Source organism: Pseudoroseomonas sp. WGS1072 (genome assembly GCF_049340465.1).
GTDB lineage: Bacteria > Pseudomonadota > Alphaproteobacteria > Acetobacterales > Acetobacteraceae > Pseudoroseomonas.
Map to the genome: position 1 here is coordinate 3,357,408 of NZ_JBMPSU010000001.1, position 18,056 is coordinate 3,375,463.

The window sequence follows — 18,056 nt, forward strand, 5'->3', positions numbered from 1 at the left end:
GGTTCAGTCCAGTGTGATGCCGAGGTCGCGGATCAGCGGAACCCAGATGGCCCGATCCGCCGTGATCATGGCCTGCACCTGCTCCGCCGAGGCCGGCAGCGGCTCCACCCCGATCTCGGCGAATTTGCGCCGGATGCCGGCATCGGTCAGGGCGGTGCCCAGCTCGGCCGCCAGGCGGGCGACAACGGCATCGGGCGTCGCGCGCGGCACCATCAGGCTTTGCCAGGCATAGGCTTCGAGATCCGGCAGCCCGGTGGCCTCGGCAATGGTGGGAAGCTCGGGGAAGCCAGGGTGGGGGCGTGCCGAGAACACCGCCACGGGGCGCGCCATGCCGCTACGCAGCGCCTCGCCGCCCGCCACCGTGTCGGTCACCGTGGCCTCGACCACCCCGGCGAGCAGGTCGTTGAGCGCCGGGGCAGCGCCGCGATAGGGGATGTGCGAGAAGCGCGCGCCGATGCTGCGGGCCAGCCGCTCCATCGCCAGGTGATGCGGCGAGCCGATGCCCGGCGAGGCGTAGTCGATGCTCTCCGGCCGCGCCTTGCCCTGCGCCAGCAGCGCGCCGATGTCGCGCAGCGCGGAATCCTTCTTCACCGCGAGCACGAGCTGGAAGCGGGCGATGCCGCCGACCGGGCGGAAATCCCGGTCCGGATCGTAGGGCAGGCGGCGGAACAGGGCGGGGTTGAACACCAGCGTGCCGTTGTCGGCGGTGAGGGTGGTGTAGCCATCCGCCGGTGCGCGCGCGGCGGCCTCGGCGCCGATATTGGTCGCGGCGCCCGGCTTGTTGTCGATCACCACCGGCTTGCCGAGGCCCTCCGCCATGCGCGCCGCCAGCAGCCGCGCCAGCGTGTCGCTGCCACCCCCGGCCGCATAGGCGACGATCCACTTCACCGGGCCTTCCGGCCAGGCGGCGCGCGCCGCGCGCGGCAACAGGGCGGCGCCGAGCGCGCTCAGCGCCAGGGCGCGGCGGGACAGGTTGGCATTCGGCATGGACGTTTCTTTCTTGGACTGGTCTTTCTCGGACCGGTCCTTCTGGGACCGGCAGCGATTCAGGCGGCGCTTCAGGCGGCGGGCAGGATGCGGGCGCGGCATTCCCCGAAGCCGATGCCGGCGGCGCCATCCTTGCGGGCGCGCGCCTGCAGGATGATCTCGTCGCCATCCTCCAGGAAGCGCCGGGTTTCGCCGGAGGGCAAGGCAATGGGCTCGCGGCCGCCGCGCGTGGCTTCCAGCAGGCTGCCGACGCCTTCCGGCCCGGGCGCGGAGATGGTGCCGGAGCCGAGCAGGTCGCCCGGGTTGAGGTCGCAGCCATTGCTGGTGTGGTGCGCCACCATCTGCGCCACGGTCCAGTACATGTGGCGCGTGTCGGACAGCGCGAGGCGGTGCGGCGGCAGCCCCTGCTCGCGCATCTGCGCCGTCTGGATCAGCACCTCCAGCGCCATGCCGAAGGCGCCGCCGTTCTGGTCGGCCTGGTCCAGCAGATAGGGCAGGGGGGCAGGGTCGCCTTCGGGGCGCGCCGGCTGCGCCATGCGGAAGGGCGCCAGCGCCTCGGGCGTCACCACCCAGGGGGACAGGGTGCTGCCGAAATTCTTCGCCAGGAAGGGCCCCAGCGGCTGGTATTCCCAGGCCTGGATGTCGCGCGCCGACCAGTCGTTCAGCAGGCAGTAGCCGGCCACATGCGCCTCGGCCTCCGCCACCGGGATCGGCTGGCCCAGCGTGTTGCCGGGGCCGATCCAGACGCCCAGCTCCAGCTCGTAATCGAGCCTCTCGCAGGGGGCGAAGCGCGGGGCATCGGCTTCCGGAGCCTTCAGCTGGCCGAGCGGGCGCCGCACGGCGGTGCCGCTGACGCGCACGGAGGAGGCGCGGCCATGGTAGCCGATCGGCACGTATTTGTAGTTGGGCAGCAGCGGGTTGTCCGGCCGGAATACCTTGCCGATGTTGGTGGCGTGGTGGATGCCGACATAGAAATCGGTGTAGTCGCCGATGCGCGCCGGCAGATGCAGCACGCAACCGACCGCGTCGTGCAGGCATGGCGCGGCCTTGTCGCGGTCCGCGCTGCCCTCGGCCAGGATGGCGGAGAGCCGCGCCCGCAGCGCGCGGCGCGGGCCGGCCCCCAGCGCCATCAGTGCGTTGAGGGTCTGGCCGGAGGCGGCGGCGGCCGCCTGCTCCGCCGCGCCGGTGAACAGACCCGCCGCCGCGGCGGCGGCCAGATCGAGGATGCTGTCGCCAATGGCGACGCCGCCGCGCGGCGTGCTCTCGCCCGGCGGCGTGAACAGGCCGAAGGGCAGGTTCTGGATGGGGAAGTCGGCGTGCCCGTCGGCCCCCGCCACCCAGCAGCGCAGCGCCGGGTCGTGGGTGGCGTCGATGGCGGCACGGGCCGGCGGCAAGTCATCACTCAAGGTCGTGCTCCTCGGAGGCCAGTATCAGGGGCGCGTGGGGTCGAAATGCTTCTGCAGCCCGGCGCCGTAGCCCGCGTAGTCCTGCTGGAACTGCGGCGCCTCGGCGGCGAAGCGGGTGACGCGCTGCGGGAAGCGGGTCTCGAACATGAAGGCCAGCGTGCCTTCCAGCTTGTGCGGCTTGAGCTCCGCGTTGCTGGCGCCCTCGAAGGCGTTCATGTCGGGTCCGTGCGGCAGCATGGTGTTGTGCAGGGAGAAGCCGCCGGGCACGAAGCCGCCGCCGGTCTTGGCGTCGTACACGCCATAGATCAGCCCCATGAACTCGCTCATGATGTTCATGTGGTACCAGGGCGGGCGGAAGGTGTTCTCGGCCACCAGCCAGCGGTCCGGGAAGATGACGAAGTCGATGTTGGCGGTGCCCGGCGTCTCGGAAGGCGAGGTGAGCACGGTGAAGATCGACGGGTCGGCATGGTCGAACAGCACCGGGCCCACCGGGGAATAGCGGCGCAGGTCGTACTTGTAGGGCGCGTAATTGCCGTGCCAGGCCACCACGTCCAGCGGCGAGTGCTGCAGCTCCGCCTGCCACAGATTGCCGCCCCACTTCACCGTCACGGTGGCGGGGGTGTCGCGCTCCTCATAGGCGGCCACGGGCGTCAGGAAGTCGCGCGGGTTGGCCAGGCAGTTGGCGCCGATCGGGCCGCGCTCGGGCAGGGTGAAGGCGCCACCGTAATTCTCGCAGAGATAGCCGCGCGCCGGCGCGTCATTGTGCAGCTCGACACGCAGCTTCACGCCGCGCGGGATCACGGCGATCTCGCCCGGCTCGATGTCGATGATGCCGAACTCGGTCCAGAGCCGCAGCGAGCCCTGCTGCGGCACGAACAGCATTTCGGCATCGGCGTTGTAGAAATACTCGTCCTGCATGGAGCGGGTGGCGAGGTAGACGTGCGAGCCCATACCGGCCTGCGCCCCGGCATCGCCGGCGGTGGTGACGGTGTGGATGCCTTCCAGGAAGCTGACGGAAGTGTCCGGCAGCGGGATCGGGTCCCAGCGGAGTGGCGCTAGCGGCATGTCCGTCTCGGCGCAGGGGGCGGTGCGCCACAGCCCGGCATCCACCTTCCGGAACTGCCCCCAATGCGTGACGGTGGGGCGGATGCGGTACAGCCAGCTCCGCTCATTGGTGGCGCGCGGCGCGGTGAAGGGAGAGCCGCTGAGCTGCTCGGCATACAGCCCGTAGGCGCATTTCTGCGGCGAGTTGCGCCCGACCGGCAGGGCGCCGGGCAGCGCCTCAGTCTCGAACCCATTGCCGAAGCCGGAAAGATAGCCCGGCGCGTTGGCGGCCGCGGCCGGGGTGGCGGCGGTGCCGGGTCTCAGGGAAACATTCATCCTCTGTCCTCCCACGGGTGCGGCGGCTGTTTGCAACCTCCACCGGCCGTTCTATATCGTATCATATGAGATGAAAAGCGAAAGCATGCCCGAAAGCAACCGCGATACCGTACCGCTCATCCTGCAGGACTTCCTGCCCTACCGGCTTTCGGTGGTGACGGAGGCCGTTAGCAGTCTTTTTGCCACGCGCTACCAGGAACGCTTCGGGCTCAGCATTCCGGAATGGCGCGTGGTGGCGGTGGTCGGGCAGCACGGTGCCCTATCCACCCAGCAGGTGATCGAGCAGACCGGCATGGACCGGGTGCGCGTCAGCCGCGCCGTGATCCGCCTGGCCGACAAGACGCTGCTGAGTCGGGCCGTGCACCCGCAGGATCAGCGGGCGCAGATCCTGCAGCTGACCAGCGCGGGCCACGCCATCTATTGCCAGATCGTGCCGCTGGCGCGGGAGATGCAGGAAGCGCTGTCCGCCGCCCTGACAGAGTCGGAGCAGCGCCAGCTCGCGGTTATCCTGCAGAAGATCGGCCGCCGCACGGAGGAACTGTCCGGCGGCGGCGCGGATTAGGCCTCACTCCGCAGCGTCAGCCGGCTGCTTGCCGCCGATCACGCCGCGGCGCACCTGGTCCTCCTCGATGCTTTCGAACAGGGCACGGAAATTGCCCTCGCCAAAGCCATCATCGCCCTTGCGCTCGATGAACTCGAAGAACACCGGGCCGATCACATTGCCCGAGAAGATCTGCAGCAGCAGCCGCGCCTTCTTGTGCTCCACCACGCCCTCGCCATCCACCAGGATGCCGTTCTTCTTCAGCCGCGCCAGATCCTCTCCATGGCCGGGCAGGCGGGCATCGACCTTCTCGTAATAGGTTTCGGGCGGGGAGGGCATGAAGGTCAGCCCGCCTTCGCGCAGCCCCTCGATGGTGCCGTAGATGTCGTTGCAGCCGCAGGCAATGTGCTGGATGCCCTCGCCCTTGTACTCGCGCAGGTATTCCTCGATCTGGCTCTCATCGTCCGCGCTCTCGTTCAGCGGGATGCGGATGCGACCATCCGGGCTGGTCAGCGCGCGGGAGAAGAGGCCGGTGTACTCGCCCTTGATGTCGAAGTAGCGGATCTGCTGGAAGTTGAAGATCTTGTTGTAGAACTCGTACCAGACATCCATGCGGCCACGGAAAACATTGTGCGTCAGGTGGTCGATGTAGAACAGCCCGGCGCCGCGCGGGGTGGCCTCGCGCTCACCCAGCCACTCGAACTCCTCGTCATAGGTGGAGCCCTGCGCGCCATACTTGTCCACGAAGTAGAGCAGGCTGCCGCCGATGCCCTTGATGGCCGGCAGGTTCATGGTCGGTGCGCCATCCGCCGGATCGGCCGGCTCGGCGCCGTGCTCCAGCGCGCGCTTGTAGGCGTGCTGCGCGTCCACCACGCGAAAGGCCATGGAGGGCACGCAGGGGCCGTGCGAGTCCGAGAAGCGCACGGCATGGCTGCCCGGCTCCTCGTTCAGCAGGTAGTTGATGTCGCCCTGGCGGTACAGTGTCACGGCCTTGGAGCGGTGCTTCGCGACGGCGGTGAAGCCCATCTGGCGGAACAGCGCGTGCAGCTTTTCCGGCTCGGGATGGGCATACTCGACGAAGGCGAAGCCGTCGGTGCCGGCCGGGTTGTGTTCGCTGATGGTCTGGCACGGCGCGTCGTGCGGGAACGGACCCATGGGATGCCTTCCTTTTATCTTGGACTGGCTGAAAGGCTAGTGCCATGAAGGCGCAATGTGCGTGCAAAACAGGGCGCCCAAACGGTGACTATGCACGATCTGCGCATGAAAGTCGGATAGGATGCATGAAACGCCTTCATTGGACGGGTTCGACCTCCGCCTGCTCGCGGCGCTGCAGGAAGATGCCAGGCTGACCAACCAGCAGCTCGGCGAGCGCATCGGGCTGTCGGCGTCGCAATGCTCGCGCCGGCGCAGCGCGCTGGAGGCTGCCGGGCTGATCCGCGGCTACCGGGCTGAGCTTGAGGCGGAAGCCCTCGGCCTGCACGTACTCGCCTTCGTGCAGGTAACGCTGACCGCCCATAGCGGCGACAACTCTCGCCGCTTCCGCGAGCTACTGGCGCGGGTGGAGGAAATTCAGGAAGCCTATGCCATGACGGGCGACACCGACTACCTGCTGAAGGCCATCGTCCCCGACCTGAAGGGATTGTCGCTGCTGGTGAACGAGACGCTGCTAGCGCATGACAGCGTGGCGCGCGTCCGCTCCTCCATCGTTCTGGACAAGCTGAAGGATACCGGACGGCTGCCGCTGCGGTGCCTCCGTTGAGTCCGCCGCGCGCGGCAACGCCGTAGTTCAGCTTGACGCCCGCGCGGGCATCCGTGAAACACCGCCGCCATGCGGGGACGGACTTATCCGGCAACGGGCAGCGCCGGGCCCATGCCTGCTCCTCCTACAGGGAAGCCTTTCGATGTTCGGTGATCTCCTCTTGCTGCTGGTCAATGTCCTCATCATCGAGCCCGCCCAGGCGGAGCTGAGCGCCCGGCTGGGCGGGCTTGGCGCGCCGGCGGCGGTGATGCAGGGCGTCTCTTCCTGCGTGGCCGCGGCCCACACCACGCTGGGGGCGCTATACACGGAGAATCCGTGGGAGGGCATCACCACCGCCTTCCGGCTCTGGACTGGCCTGACCAGCTACGAGGCGGTGCTGCAGGCCGAGGTGCCGGCCTGCGAGCCGGCGCTGAAAGCGGCGCGGCCCTTCATCGCGCGCGAGCCCGGCTGAGCCCCCGCGTCACAGCGGTTCCACCGCCTGCCATTCGCCTCCCGTCACGAGGAGGTTGACCACCTCGATCAGAGTTTCGCGCACGGCCGCGACGGCCGGCGCCAGCGCCGCCTCACCGGCATCGCAGAGCGCGAGCTGCCGCTGGAGCTCGGGCGCATCGGCGAAGCGCCGGGCGTGCAGCGCGCCGCTCTGGCCGGGATGGTGCAGTGCGGACCAGGGCACCACCGTGCCGCCCAGCCCTTCCACCGCGGCGGCACGGATCGAGGGCAGGGCGTCCAGCTCGGCCAGGATGCGCGGCGCGGCGCCGATGCGCGCCATGGCCGCCTCCACCCGCTCCCGCAGCCCATTCGGCCGGCGCGGCAGCAGCAGCGGCACGCCGCAAAGTTCGCGCAGCGTGGCGGCCGGCGTCCCGGGAACCGCGCCATCCACCGCGCCGCCGCCGGGCGGCACCCAGAGCAGGTGCTCCAGCAGCAGCGGCTGGGTGCGCAGCCCGCGCAGCGGCGCCTCGGGGAACAGCAGCGCCAGGTCCAGCCGCGCCGTCAGCAACAGGTCGCCGATATCGGCGCTCTGCAGCACGTTGATCTGCAGTACCACCTGCGGCAGTGCGGCCGCTACGGCACGGATCAGCGGCAGGACAAGTACGTTGGCGGTGCTCAGCGGCATTCCGATTGCCACCGTGCCCGCCGGGCCGGAGCCGGCCTCCGCCCGCACATCATCCCGCGCCTGTTCCAGCCGGCGCAGCACCGCCCGCGCATGCTGGTGCAGGCGCCGGCCGGCCTCGGTGGGCTCCACCCCGCGCGGCAGCCGCAGCAGCAGCCTGACGCCAAGCTCGGCCTCCAGCGCCGCCACATGCGCGCTGAGCGCCGGTTGCGCGATGTTGAGGTCGGTAGAGGCCCGGTTCAGCCCGCCCAGCTCGACGATCCGCGCGAAGCTGCGCAGGCGGTTCAGATCCATCCCCGTTCCTTCCCTGACCCCGAACGCGATCGGGGTATCCCGAGATATTATTGGTCGTCCTGTCGCTGCAAACCTAGCCTCGTTGTCGCAATGGCCTGGCGCGAAGCCGGCCGAGAGGGAGGATCGCCGCTTGAACGAGATGTCCACGGCCGTGCCGCGTCCGCAGAACGACCCGCCGCGCACCGGCCCGCTGGCCGGGCTGCGGGTGGTCGAGCTGTCCATGTATGTCGCGGCGCCGGTCTGCGGCCTGCTTCTGGGCGATCTCGGCGCCGAGGTGATCAAGGTGGAGCGCCTGCCCGAGGGCGACGACGTCCGCCAGATGAGCCCGCCCGAGATGCGGGGCGAGGCCGCCTCCTTTCTGGTACTGAACCGTGGCAAGCGCGGCGTCGCCATCGATGCCAAGCAGCCGGACGGGTTGCGGGCGCTGAAGCGGCTCTGCGCTGGCGCCGACGTGCTGATCGAGAATTTCCGCCCCGGCACGCTGGAGCGCCTCGGCCTCGGCTATGAGGCGCTGCGGGCCGAGAATCCCGGGCTGATCTATGCCAGCGTGTCCGGCTTCGGCCTGACCGGGCCGGAAGCGCAGCGCCCCGGGCTGGATCTGATCGCCCAGGCCTTCACCGGGCTGATGAGTATCACCGGCGAGGGGCCGGGCCGCCCGCCGGTCAAGGTCGGCGCGCCGGTCACCGACACCACCGCCGGCATGCTGCTGGCGCTCGGCGTGGTCGCGGCGCATGCCCACAAGCTGCGCACCGGGCAGGGGCAGCGGGTGGAAACCTCGCTGATCGAGGCCGGCATCATGCACACCGTGCTGCAGTCGGCGATGACGCTGGCCACTGGGGTCTCGCCCGGCCCGCTCGGCTCGGCGCATCCGCTGGGCGCGCCCTACCAGGCCTTTGCCTGCACCGATGGCTGGATCGTGATCGGCGCGCAGAGCGACGGGCTGTTCCGCCGCGCCATGCGGGCGCTGGACGAGGAAGCCGGCATCGGCGCCGATCCGCACTGGGCGACCAGCGCGCTGCGCATCGCCGACCGCCCGGCGCTGATCGCCGCGCTGGAGCCGGTCTTCGCGCGGCTGACGCGGGCCGATTGCCTGGCGCGGCTGGATGCCGCCGGCGTGCCCTGCGGCCCGGTGCATTCGGTGGGCGAGATGCTGGAACACCCGCAGACCCGCGCGCGCAACATGGTGGTGGAGGTGGCGCATCCCGATGGCGGCGCCCCCGTGCCGGCGCTCGGCTGCCCGCTGAAATTCTCCGCCACCCCGGCCGTGCCGCGCGGCCCGGCGCCGCGGCTCGGCGAGGACACGGCGGCGGTGCTGCGCGAGGCCGGGCTGGATACCGCGACGCTGGAGCGGCTGCGCGAGCAGGGCATCATCCGCATGCCGGAGGCGGTGGCATGAGCGCGACCATGGAAAATGCCGTTCTGGTGGAGCGGCGCGGCGCGGTCGGTTGGATCACGCTGAACCGGCCGGCCAAGCGCAACGCGCTGTCGCTGGAGATGTGGCAGGCGGTGGGTCGCGCGGCGCGCGATTTCGGCGCCGATCCGGAGATCCGCGCGGTGGTGCTGTACGGGGCGGGCGGCTCCTTCGCCGCCGGGGCCGATATCGGCCAGTTCGAGGATGCGCGCGCCAGCGCCGAGGCCGAGCAGCGCTACAAGGCCACGGCGGATGAGGCGTTCGACGGGCTGGGCGCGCTGCCGCAGCCGCTGATCGCCATGATCGAGGGCTTCTGCATTGGCGGCGGGCTGGGCCTGGCCCTGCAGGCCGATCTCCGCGTCGCGGCGGAGGATGCGCGCTTCGGCATTCCCGCCGCGCGGCTCGGCATCGCCTACGACCACCTGCGGCTGCGGCGGCTGGTGGACATCGTTGGCCCGGCGGCGGCCAAGGACATCCTGTTCACCGCCCGGCGGCTGGAGGCCGGGGAGGCGTTCCGCCTCGGGCTGGTGGACCGGCTGGTGCCGGCCGGCGGGTTGCCGGCGGCGGTGGAGGAATTGCTGGTAACGCTGTGCGACAACGCGCCGCTGTCGCTGCGGGCCTGCAAGGCTGCGGTCGATGATTGGTGCCTCGACCCCGCCGATCGGCAGCCCGGGCGGCTCGATGCGCTGGAGCGGGCCTGTTTCGACAGCGACGACTACGCCGAGGGCCGCCGCGCCTTCATGGAGAAGCGGAGGCCGCGCTTCTCCGGACGTTAAGGATCGCGACTTCACGTGGGAGGACAAGAAAGCATGAGCGAAACCGCTCCCTTCAACCCATTGCGCCGCCGCGCCTTTCTGGCGGCAACCCCGGCGCTGCTGCTGGCGCCCCGCCTGCGCGCGGCGGAGGCGTTCCCGAGCCGCAGCGTGCGGCTGATCGTGCCGTTCCCGCCGGGTGGCTCGGCCGATCCGCCGGCGCGCATCCTGGGGCAGCACCTGTCCACCGCCTGGGGGCAGCCGGTGGTGGTGGAGAACCGCTCGGGCGCGTCCGGCATGATCGGCTCGGAGGCCGTGGCGCGGGCGGCGCCGGATGGCTACACGCTGGGGCTCGGCAACATCCTGACCCACGCGCTGAACGTGGCGATGTTCCGGCGCATGAGCTACAACCCAGTGACCGATTTCGAGCCGGTCTCGCTGGTGGCGGCGACGCCGCACGCCTTCGTGGTGCCGGCGAAGTCGCCGATCCGCTCGATGGAGGACCTGGCCAGGGCGGTGCGCCAGGGCAAGGGCGAGCTGACCTTCGGCTCGCCCGGCCACGGCTCGACGCCGCATCTGATCCCCGAGATGTGGCTGCAGAAAATCGGCGGCAAGGCGGTGCATGTGCCCTATCGGGGCGCCGCGCCGGTGGTCAACGACCTGCTGGCGGGCACGCTCGGCTTCGCCGTCTCCACACTGCCGGGCGTCGCCGCCCAGGCCCAGGCCGGGGAGCTGCGGCTGCTGGCGGTGGACAGCGACCAGCGGCAGGAGGCGTTTCCGGCGGTGCCCACCCTGGCCGAGCTCGGCATGGGCGAGATCGCCATGGATGTGTGGTTCGCCGTGCTGGCCCCGGCCGGCACGCCGCGCCCGGTGGTCGACCGCATCGCCGCCGACATCGCCAAGGCGCAGGCGCTGCCGGACACTGCGCGGATGCTGAAGGCGGCAGGGCTGGAGCAGCGCGACCTGGGGCCGGATGCGACGCGCGAGTTCATCCGCGAGGAAGTGAAGCGCGCCGTCGCCATCGGCAAGCGCGTCGGGATCGAGCCGGAATGAGCGGGGGGCCTGCGTGAAGCGCCGCTTCCACCGGGGGCGGGACGTCTGCCGCGCCTGCAGCATCGACGAGCTGCGCGCCATGGCGCGGCGGCGCGTGCCGAACTTCGCCTTCGAGTATGTGGAGGGCGGCGCCGAGGATGAGCACAGCCTGCGGCGCAACCGCGAGGATTTCGACGGCGCCGCCTTCCTGCCACGCACCCTGGTGGATGTGGGCACCTGCCGCCAGGCGGTGACGCTGTGGGGGGCCGAGGCGGCCTCGCCCTTCATGATCGGCCCGACCGGCTTCAACGGCATGCTGGCGCATGAGGCCGACCTGGCGCTGGCGCGCGGCGCCCGCGCCGCCGGCGTGCCTTTCGTGCTCAGCCATGTCTCCACCACGCCGCTGGAGCGGGTGGTGGCGGAGGCGGGCGGCCGCGTCTGGATGCAGTTCTACCCGTTCCGCGACCGCGAGGTGGCGCGGCGGCTGGTGGCCCGCGCCGCGGCGGCGGGGTGCGAGGCGCTGGTGGTGACCACCGATTGCCCGCGTTTCGGCAACCGCGAATGGGACAAGCGCAACTATCGCGCGCCGATGAAGCTCGACGCGCGCAACATGCTGGACGTGCTGCGCCACCCGCGCTGGGTGCTGGACGTACTGGTGCCGCATGGCGTGCCGCGCTTCGGCAATCTGGATGACGTGCTGCCGCCGGGGCAGAACTCGGCGCGCAACGCGGCGGCCTTTCTGAGCCGGCAGATGGACCCCAGCCTGAGCTGGCGCGATATCGGCTGGTTGCGCGGCATCTGGCCCGGCAGGCTGGTGCTGAAGGGCATCCTGGCGCCGGAGGATGCGCGGCGGGCCGAGGATCACGGCGCCGACGGCATCGTGCTATCCAACCATGGCGGGCGGCAGCTGGATGGTGCCGCCTCGGCCTTCTCGATGTTGCCGGAGGTGGCGGCTGCGCTGCGGCCGGACACGGTGTTGCTGATCGATGGCGGGTTCCGCCGTGGCGCGGACATCGTCAAAGCCGTGGCGTTCGGTGCGCACGCCGTGATGCTTGGGCGCGCCACGCTTTACGGCGTGGCCGCTGGCGGGCAGGCCGGGGCTGAGCGCGCCCTGACCATCCTGCGGGAGGAGGTGGACCGGGTGCTGGGCCTGCTGGGCTGCCCGGACATCGCGGCGCTGGACCAGCGCTATCTGCGGCGCGGCGCCCCCGCCGCGTCCGGCCCGGCCAAGGTTCAGGCCGCTATGGCCGGCGCGGGCTGAGGCGGGCCGCCGCTTCGGGGCAGGCGGCCCGGGCTGTCAGTGCACGACCTTGTAGAGCCGGTACGGATACTCCACCCGCTCCTGCGTGTTGAAGGCGGCTGTGCGGTTGATCTGCGCGGCGGTGACATACAGGGTGCCGTCCGGGCCGATGGCGAAGGTATCTGGCCAGGACAGACGCGGATCCTGCACCAGCCGCGTCACGCGGCCATCGGGCGACCAGCGATTGATGGCGTAGTGGATCGAGTCGCTGAGATAGATATTGCCCTCCTTGTCGGCCAGCATGCCGTGCGAGACGCCGACCTTGCCCAGATCTTGAACTTGCGCCAGCAATTCAGCATCGCTCAGCAACGTGTCGGCTAAGTGGCGCGTCTCGATGCGGTAGAGATTCTCCTGATTGATGGCCCGGAAATAGAACCAGCGCCCGTCATGCGTCAGAGCAATACCGTTGGCGTTGGAGACGAAGGGCCTGCCCCCCGTGTGCATCACGTCCTGCCCATCGATGTGCAGCACGAAGCCGGGCGCGGCGCTGGTCGGCCGCGAGCCCTCGAGCACCGTGCGGGTGCGGCCGCTGGTCAGGTCCAGAATCACGATGGCCGAACGCTTGGGGTCGGACAGGTAGGCTAGGTTGCGGCGCGCATCTACGCGCACGTCGTTCAACGCTGCTGCGCCGGGCGCGATATCCTCGAAGCGGTAGATCCGCTGCACCTTGTTGTTCGAGAGCCCGACCTTCATCAGCTTGCTGGCGGAAGGGGTGCCGCTGCCGAAGGGCTGCACTGCATCCAATACCCACAGCACGTCGCCCTGGGCGATGGCCGCCTGCACGTTCATGAAGTGGTTGTCGGCATCCGCGGGCGTGTAGCTGTTCCAGGCGGCATCAGGGTACGGGACCTCCTCGCCGCGGACCATCTCGGCCAGAGCGTAGCGGAATTCGGCGGAGCCGCTCTGACGTGGGAAGGTCACGAACATCCGTCCAGTTTCAGACACCGTGATACCCACGGGCTGCCGCCGGCCGAAGGAGGCGACCTCGACAAGCCGGTTCTCCGGCCGCCCGGAAGCGGCGCAGGCCTGCAGTCCAAGGCCGGCCATAACAGCCAGTGCGGCGCGTCTCTCGATCATTCTGAGCTCCTTTGCGGAAGGATGAGAGGAACCGTATTGAAGGTGTCCGGCTCCCGACGCGGCGGCAGTCACCCAGCCCGGCTGGGCCAGGCTGTGCCCGCCAAGCGCGCGCAGCGCGCCGTTGCGGATAATCAGATCTGACGCGCCGATCAAGACGGCAGCGGAGAGCCGGGAGCTGATCCGCGACAGGTCATCGCTGCTTCGCCCGCTGCAAGGTCAGGGTAGGGGTCCAGGCGATCACACTGTCGCCACGCGTGGTGCCGACGCGATCAGTCTCACCCGACTGGTAGCGTCTCGGTGTCAGACCGCAATGCGCTCCGACGGCTCGCGAGCAGCTGAACCGCGTGGGATCGTCGACCGCCGAGCAGAAGGTTAGCGCCATCACCGGCCCGACGCCCGGCACCGTCATCCAGCGGCGGCAGACGTCATCCTCGCGCACCGCAGCCAGCACCAGGCGGTGCAGCCGTTCGCGTTCGGTCCGCACGGCATCGCGGGCCTGCAACAGCAGCCCCATCAGCGCATCCAGTCCAGGCTGCCCGTCTGCCAGTTCGCGCACACGCGCCAGGAAGGCTGCCTCGCTGACCTGTCCGACCTTCAGCCCAACCCCAGGCAGCAGGCCGCGGATACCATTGTCGAGGTCACGCAGCTTAAGTGAGGCAGTACCTAGAGTGGCGGGCAACCGCTGGGCCGCGGATGCGGCGGGCGATACCTACCTCCATCTGCCTTGCCGGACATACGGCGCCGCCGTAAGCGGGATGGTGCCGCGAGCACGGCGGGAGATAAGGCGATGACCAAGCCTACCAAGCGGCGAATGCAGGTGCCGCCGGAGATCCTGAGTGTGGTGCGGCGGAAGAGCAGGCTCCGCCGCGTGCGGGAGCTGCTGGCACCGCACATCGATCCCATCAATGAAGCCGACCTGCCGATGGCGGATGCAGAAGCCGAGGCGGAGCGCGTGCGAGAGGTGCGGGCTGGCACCCGCCTGACCCAGGCGGCATTCGCCCTGCGCTTCCGCATCCCCGTCGGCACAGTGAGGGATTGGGAACAGGGCAGGCGGAGGCCCGATGCCGCAGCTTTGGCCTACTTGCACGTGATTGAGCGAGAGCCAAAGGCGGTGCTCCAGGCCCTCAATATCTGACGAGCCGGCGCCATGACGGATGAAGAGCACTTTCACAACCCGCCCATCCACGGCACGCCGGAGGGCGCGCAATGGTTCCGGGACAAGCTGGCCGAGTTGGGGGAAAGCCAGCGCGGCCTGGCGCGCATGATGGTCCGCTACGGCGATGACAGGCGGCTGGAGAACATTGTCCGCCATCTCAGCCGTATCGCCTCGGGCCAGGCGCGGCTGCCCGGTGAGATGCGGGTGCTACTGAACATGATGGCACGCGGCAAGGCGCGGAAAGCGAAGGCATTGGCCGAGGCTGCCTTGAGGTCTGAGAGCAAGCCGAATTTAGATTGAAGGGTCGGTGGTGGCGGATAGCCGCTGCCCTGCTCGGCCGGAGGCCGATCGCCCTAAATTGCTCTATCGCCAGAAGCGAAAGATCAAGAGGCGTTTCGCCTTAGCTTATCCAGTGCGGCAGGACCGTAGTTTTTACCGTATCGCGTATCAAGGAATAACAGGCAGATAGACACCTTGGCATGCCGTGACGCGAGGGGTTTTTACCGCCCTGAAAAACGTCGCGCACCATGCGCGCCAATCGCGCGACAAAGGCAGCCAACCACCAGCAATAGAGTAACCCGCACAGGTTTCGCGCAGGCCCCTTACGTGAATTTACCTAGGGTAAGGATGGCCTCAGCATTCCGGATAGGAATACCAGCAAACCGTCGAAGGGTATTTTTCGGAGGTAGTTCCGCCAAGCGGGACGATGAAGGGGGACGGCAAACCGTCCCCCTTCTTAAGTCTCTGATCCGCCTTGGTAAGAGGCGGTGAAATGGCTCCCCGAGTTGGACTCGAACCAACGACCTAGCGATTAACAGTCGCGTGCTCTACCAGCTGAGCTATCGGGGATCAGCTTGTGGGCGGCGCTATAGCGGGGCTGTTCCCTGCCCGCAAGGGGCAAAAATCATTCCGTTAGAGCGCCTTACTTGGAAGGCGTAGCCTGGAGGCCCGAGCCGGAATTGAACCGACGTACGCGGATTTGCAGTCCGCTGCATCACCACTCTGCCATCGGGCCCCTTGCGGCGCTGTATCGGGTCTCGGAGCGCGCGGGTCAAGAGTGTCGCGCTTGGCCCGGTGCGGCGCTCCGCCTATAAGGCCAGCCAGGGCGTGGGCAGGGGATCCGCGCCTCGCAGCCAAGGATAGTTCTACGATGGATTTCGCGGGCGCGCGCAAGTGGATGGTGGACGGGCAGCTCCGCCCCAACAAGGTTACCGATCCGCGAATCCTCAACAGCATGTCGGATCTGCCGCGCCATCTCTTCGTCCCGCCCACCATGGTGGCCCGCGCCCATGCCGATGAGGATGTGCCGCTCGGGCATGGCCGCGTCATGCTGCAGCCCATGATGCTGGCGCGCCTTCTGCAGCTGGCCAAGGTCCGCGCCGGCGAGGCCGTGCTGGTCCTGGCGGCCGGCACCGCCTACGGCGCGGCGCTGGTCAGTCGGATGGGCGGCCGCGTGACGGCGATCGAGGCCGAAGCCGACCTTCTGGCTCTCGGCCGGGAGGCCTTGTCCGGCCTGTCCCTGACGCCCGGTACGCTGGACTACCTTCAGGGATCTCCGGCTGCCGGCCATGCGGAGAAGGCGCCCTATGACCTTATTGTCATCGAGGGCGCCGTGCAGTCGATTCCGAAGGAGATTGTAGGGCAGCTCGCCGAGGGCGGGCGCCTCGCGACGATCCGGCTCCTGCCCGGCCGATCCGGGGTCGCGGTGCTGGGGCAACGCCTGGGCGGCAGCTTCAGCATCACCGAAGCCTTCGACTGCAACACCGTTCTCCTGCCAGGATTTGCGCCCGAGCCGGGCTTTGCCCTCTGAGGTCTCGCGGCCCGCTTCGCGGACCAGGCCCATGGGCCTGGTTCAACTTCACCCGCTTCTGCCCTAGTCTGCGGCGCGCGGCCGATCCGGGCATGGCCAAGGAGGCAATCTGGTGATTCGACTTTCCGCATCTGCCAGCCCTCTGCGGATGGCCCTGCTATCGTTGCCGTTGATGGGAGTGGCGGGTCCTGCGCTGGGCCAGAGCCTGCAGGAGGCGCTGGCGCAGGCCTATGCGAACAACCCGGCGCTGCAGACGGCGCGGGCGCAGTTGCGCGTGGTGGACGAGAACGTGCCGCAGGCGCTGGCGGGGTGGCGTCCGAGCGTGGTGGTGGCGGGGAATGTCGGCTACATCGACGCGCAGGCGCGCTCACGCGGGATCTACGCGGATGTGGACCGCCAGACGCTGGGCACCACGGCGACGCTGACGCAGCCGCTGTACCAGGGCGGCCGGACGATGGCCGCGACCAAGCGGGCGGAGAACCAGGTGCTGGCGCAGCGGGCGCGGCTGCTGGCGGCGGAGCAGCAGGTGCTGGCCGATGTGGTGGCGGCCTATGTGGCGGTGATCCGCGACCAGGAGACGCTGCGGCTGAACGTGAACAACGTGCAGGTGCTGCAGCGCCAGCTGGACGCGACGAACGAGCGCTTCCGGGTGGGCGAGATCACGCGCACCGACGTGGCGCAGGCGGAGAGCCGGCTGGCCGGGGCGCGCTCGGCGCGGGCCAATGCCGAGGGCACGCTGCAGACCAGCCGGGCGACCTTCCGGCGGGTGGTCGGGCTGGCGCCGGAGCGGCTGGTGGCGCCGCAGCCGCTGTCGGTGCCGGTGCGCGCCGGGGGCGAGGCGGCGGAGCTGGCGATGCGCAACAACCCCGCGGTGGTGGCCTCGCTGTTCGACGAGGCGGCGGCGCGCGACGCGGTGGATGTGCAGATGGCGGCGCTGCTGCCGCAGCTGAGCCTGCAGGCGCAGGCCTTCCGGCAGGACAACAGCCAGCAGCCGCACAGCCGGGTGACTGGGCAGCAGATCACCGCCAACCTGTCGGTGCCGCTGTACCAGGGCGGCGCCGAGCACGCGGCGGTGCGGCAGGCGCGGCAGGACGCGGTGCGGCTGCGCCAGGTGGTGGACGACCAGCGGCGGCAGGCGATGCAGCAGGCGACGCAGGCCTGGGAGCAGCTGCAATCGGCGCGCGCCCAGGTGGAGAGCGTGCGCTCGCAGATCCGCGCCGCCGAGATCGCCCTCGACGGCGTGCAGCGCGAGGCGGTGGTCGGCAGCCGCACCACGCTCGACGTGCTGAACGCCGAGCAGGAACTGCTCAACGCCCGCGTCAGCCTGGTCCAGGCGCTCTCCAGCGTGGTCACCGCCAGCTACACCGTCGCCGCCTCCCTCGGACGCCTCACCGCACGCGACCTCGCCCTCCCCGTCGCCCTCTACGACATGGACACCTACTACCAGACCGTCAGGTCCAAGTGGTTCGGTACGGGCGATTACAGCAAGGAAGCACCCTGACCATGGCGCAGCCGCCCTCCCGGCTGGATCCGCATGAGCCTTCCATGGAGGAGATTCTGGCGTCGATCCGCAGCATCCTGAATGAGGAGGAGCTGAAGGCTCCGTCCTCCACACCCGACCCGGACGCACCACTCGAACTGACGGAATCGATGCTGATCGAGACGCTGTCGGCCAGGATGCCGCCCGAGGCCGCCCAGCCCGCCACGCCTCCGCCGGTGGTGGCCCTGCCGGACGGTCCTCCACAGCCGCAGCCGCAGCCGCAGCCCCCGGAATCCGGGAAGCGGGATTCTCTCCTAGACCCCCTCGCCAGCGCCGCCGCGGCGGCCGCGCTGGGGCAGCTGGCCCAAGCCGTGGCCCGCGAGCGTCGGGCGCCCGTCCACCGGGTTCCCGGCCCCAGCATCGAGGACGTGGTCCGCGAGGAGATGCGACCGCTGCTCAAGGCCTGGCTCGACCAGCATCTTCCCGGCATGGTCGAGCGCCTGGTCCGGGCCGAGATCGAGCGGGTCATGAACCGCTCGGAGGGCTGAGCGGCGGGAGAG

General features: G+C 69.8%; 19 protein-coding genes and 2 tRNA genes. 12 read left to right on the forward strand and 9 right to left on the reverse strand.

Translation table 11 applies throughout. The annotated features are described in order from the left end of the window. Positions 1-3: 3 nt before the first annotated feature. From ACF3NH_RS15740 to hmgA, 3 genes are all read right to left on the reverse strand, one after another. Complete coding sequence (locus ACF3NH_RS15740; protein WP_422924040.1) at positions 4-987, reverse strand: Bug family tripartite tricarboxylate transporter substrate binding protein; 984 nt, start codon at positions 985-987, stop codon at positions 4-6. A gap of 71 nt (positions 988-1,058) precedes the next feature. Continuing rightward, on the reverse strand, positions 1,059-2,393 hold the full coding sequence (gene fahA, locus ACF3NH_RS15745) for a fumarylacetoacetase (RefSeq protein ID WP_422924042.1): 1,335 nt from the start codon (positions 2,391-2,393) through the stop codon (positions 1,059-1,061). A 24-nt stretch (positions 2,394-2,417) separates the two neighbouring features. Then, positions 2,418-3,773 (reverse strand): homogentisate 1,2-dioxygenase, encoded by a 1,356-nt coding sequence (gene hmgA, locus ACF3NH_RS15750; protein ID WP_422924044.1) that lies wholly within the window; start codon positions 3,771-3,773, stop codon positions 2,418-2,420. Between the two features lie 85 nt (positions 3,774-3,858). Here hmgA and ACF3NH_RS15755 point away from each other — a divergent pair, with 85 nt between their 5' ends. Beyond that, positions 3,859-4,335, forward strand: a complete 477-nt coding sequence (locus ACF3NH_RS15755; RefSeq protein WP_422924046.1) for a MarR family winged helix-turn-helix transcriptional regulator — start codon at positions 3,859-3,861, stop codon at positions 4,333-4,335. Between the two features lie 3 nt (positions 4,336-4,338). On the opposite strand, the gene hppD is transcribed toward ACF3NH_RS15755, so the two are convergent. After that, positions 4,339-5,469 (reverse strand): 4-hydroxyphenylpyruvate dioxygenase, encoded by a 1,131-nt coding sequence (gene hppD, locus ACF3NH_RS15760; protein ID WP_198368294.1) that lies wholly within the window; start codon positions 5,467-5,469, stop codon positions 4,339-4,341. Between the two features lie 121 nt (positions 5,470-5,590). Here hppD and ACF3NH_RS15765 point away from each other — a divergent pair, with 121 nt between their 5' ends. Both ACF3NH_RS15765 and ACF3NH_RS15770 read left to right on the forward strand, forming a co-directional pair. Beyond that, positions 5,591-6,073, forward strand: a complete 483-nt coding sequence (locus tag ACF3NH_RS15765; protein ID WP_198368295.1) for an Lrp/AsnC family transcriptional regulator — start codon at positions 5,591-5,593, stop codon at positions 6,071-6,073. A gap of 142 nt (positions 6,074-6,215) precedes the next feature. Next, complete coding sequence (locus tag ACF3NH_RS15770) at positions 6,216-6,524, forward strand: hypothetical protein (protein ID WP_422924049.1); 309 nt, start codon at positions 6,216-6,218, stop codon at positions 6,522-6,524. Between the two features lie 9 nt (positions 6,525-6,533). On the opposite strand, the gene ACF3NH_RS15775 is transcribed toward ACF3NH_RS15770, so the two are convergent. Next, a complete protein-coding gene (locus ACF3NH_RS15775; protein WP_198368297.1) occupies positions 6,534-7,478 on the reverse strand; it encodes a LysR substrate-binding domain-containing protein in 945 nt (314 codons plus the stop codon). 139 nt (positions 7,479-7,617) lie between these two features. Here ACF3NH_RS15775 and ACF3NH_RS15780 point away from each other — a divergent pair, with 139 nt between their 5' ends. From ACF3NH_RS15780 to ACF3NH_RS15795, 4 genes are read left to right on the forward strand one after another with little or no spacing between them, the layout of a single operon-like run. Further along, complete coding sequence (locus ACF3NH_RS15780) at positions 7,618-8,874, forward strand: CaiB/BaiF CoA transferase family protein (RefSeq protein WP_422924817.1); 1,257 nt, start codon at positions 7,618-7,620, stop codon at positions 8,872-8,874. Positions 8,875-8,882: 8 nt separating this feature from the next. Next, positions 8,883-9,665 carry an enoyl-CoA hydratase gene (locus tag ACF3NH_RS15785; protein ID WP_232477483.1) on the forward strand — a complete coding sequence of 261 codons (783 nt, stop codon included), beginning with the start codon at positions 8,883-8,885 and terminating at the stop codon, positions 9,663-9,665. A gap of 33 nt (positions 9,666-9,698) precedes the next feature. Beyond that, entirely contained in the window at positions 9,699-10,694 is a 996-nt protein-coding gene (locus ACF3NH_RS15790) for a Bug family tripartite tricarboxylate transporter substrate binding protein (RefSeq protein WP_422924051.1), read from the forward strand. A gap of 13 nt (positions 10,695-10,707) precedes the next feature. Then, positions 10,708-11,934 (forward strand): alpha-hydroxy acid oxidase, encoded by a 1,227-nt coding sequence (locus tag ACF3NH_RS15795; RefSeq protein ID WP_422924053.1) that lies wholly within the window; start codon positions 10,708-10,710, stop codon positions 11,932-11,934. Between the two features lie 36 nt (positions 11,935-11,970). Here the strand turns inward: ACF3NH_RS15795 and ACF3NH_RS15800 are convergent, their stop codons facing one another. Next, positions 11,971-13,050 (reverse strand): SMP-30/gluconolactonase/LRE family protein, encoded by a 1,080-nt coding sequence (locus ACF3NH_RS15800; RefSeq protein WP_422924055.1) that lies wholly within the window; start codon positions 13,048-13,050, stop codon positions 11,971-11,973. Positions 13,051-13,240: 190 nt separating this feature from the next. After that, positions 13,241-13,729, reverse strand: coding sequence for a transposase (locus tag ACF3NH_RS15805; RefSeq protein ID WP_422924057.1), 489 nt, complete (start codon positions 13,727-13,729; stop codon positions 13,241-13,243). Positions 13,730-13,837: 108 nt separating this feature from the next. On the opposite strand from ACF3NH_RS15805, the gene ACF3NH_RS15810 reads away from it, so the two are divergent. Both ACF3NH_RS15810 and ACF3NH_RS15815 read left to right on the forward strand, forming a co-directional pair. Continuing rightward, a complete protein-coding gene (locus tag ACF3NH_RS15810) occupies positions 13,838-14,185 on the forward strand; it encodes a helix-turn-helix domain-containing protein (RefSeq protein WP_422924059.1) in 348 nt (115 codons plus the stop codon). A gap of 12 nt (positions 14,186-14,197) precedes the next feature. Next, positions 14,198-14,506 (forward strand): hypothetical protein, encoded by a 309-nt coding sequence (locus ACF3NH_RS15815; RefSeq protein ID WP_422924061.1) that lies wholly within the window; start codon positions 14,198-14,200, stop codon positions 14,504-14,506. A gap of 473 nt (positions 14,507-14,979) precedes the next feature. Here the strand turns inward: ACF3NH_RS15815 and ACF3NH_RS15820 are convergent. Beyond that, a tRNA-Asn gene (locus ACF3NH_RS15820) sits at positions 14,980-15,055 on the reverse strand. A gap of 92 nt (positions 15,056-15,147) precedes the next feature. Continuing rightward, positions 15,148-15,221: transfer RNA gene (locus tag ACF3NH_RS15825), tRNA-Cys, on the reverse strand. A 135-nt stretch (positions 15,222-15,356) separates the two neighbouring features. Here ACF3NH_RS15825 and ACF3NH_RS15830 point away from each other — a divergent pair. From ACF3NH_RS15830 to ACF3NH_RS15840, 3 genes are all read left to right on the forward strand, one after another. Continuing rightward, positions 15,357-16,016, forward strand: a complete 660-nt coding sequence (locus ACF3NH_RS15830; RefSeq protein WP_198368304.1) for a protein-L-isoaspartate O-methyltransferase family protein — start codon at positions 15,357-15,359, stop codon at positions 16,014-16,016. Between the two features lie 172 nt (positions 16,017-16,188). Further along, positions 16,189-17,517, forward strand: a complete 1,329-nt coding sequence (locus tag ACF3NH_RS15835; protein WP_422924819.1) for a TolC family outer membrane protein — start codon at positions 16,189-16,191, stop codon at positions 17,515-17,517. A 44-nt stretch (positions 17,518-17,561) separates the two neighbouring features. Next, the gene (locus tag ACF3NH_RS15840; protein WP_422924063.1) at positions 17,562-18,044 is read left to right on the forward strand and encodes a DUF2497 domain-containing protein; all 483 of its coding nucleotides are present in this window, start codon (positions 17,562-17,564) and stop codon (positions 18,042-18,044) included. The last annotated feature ends 12 nt before the right edge of the window (positions 18,045-18,056 follow it).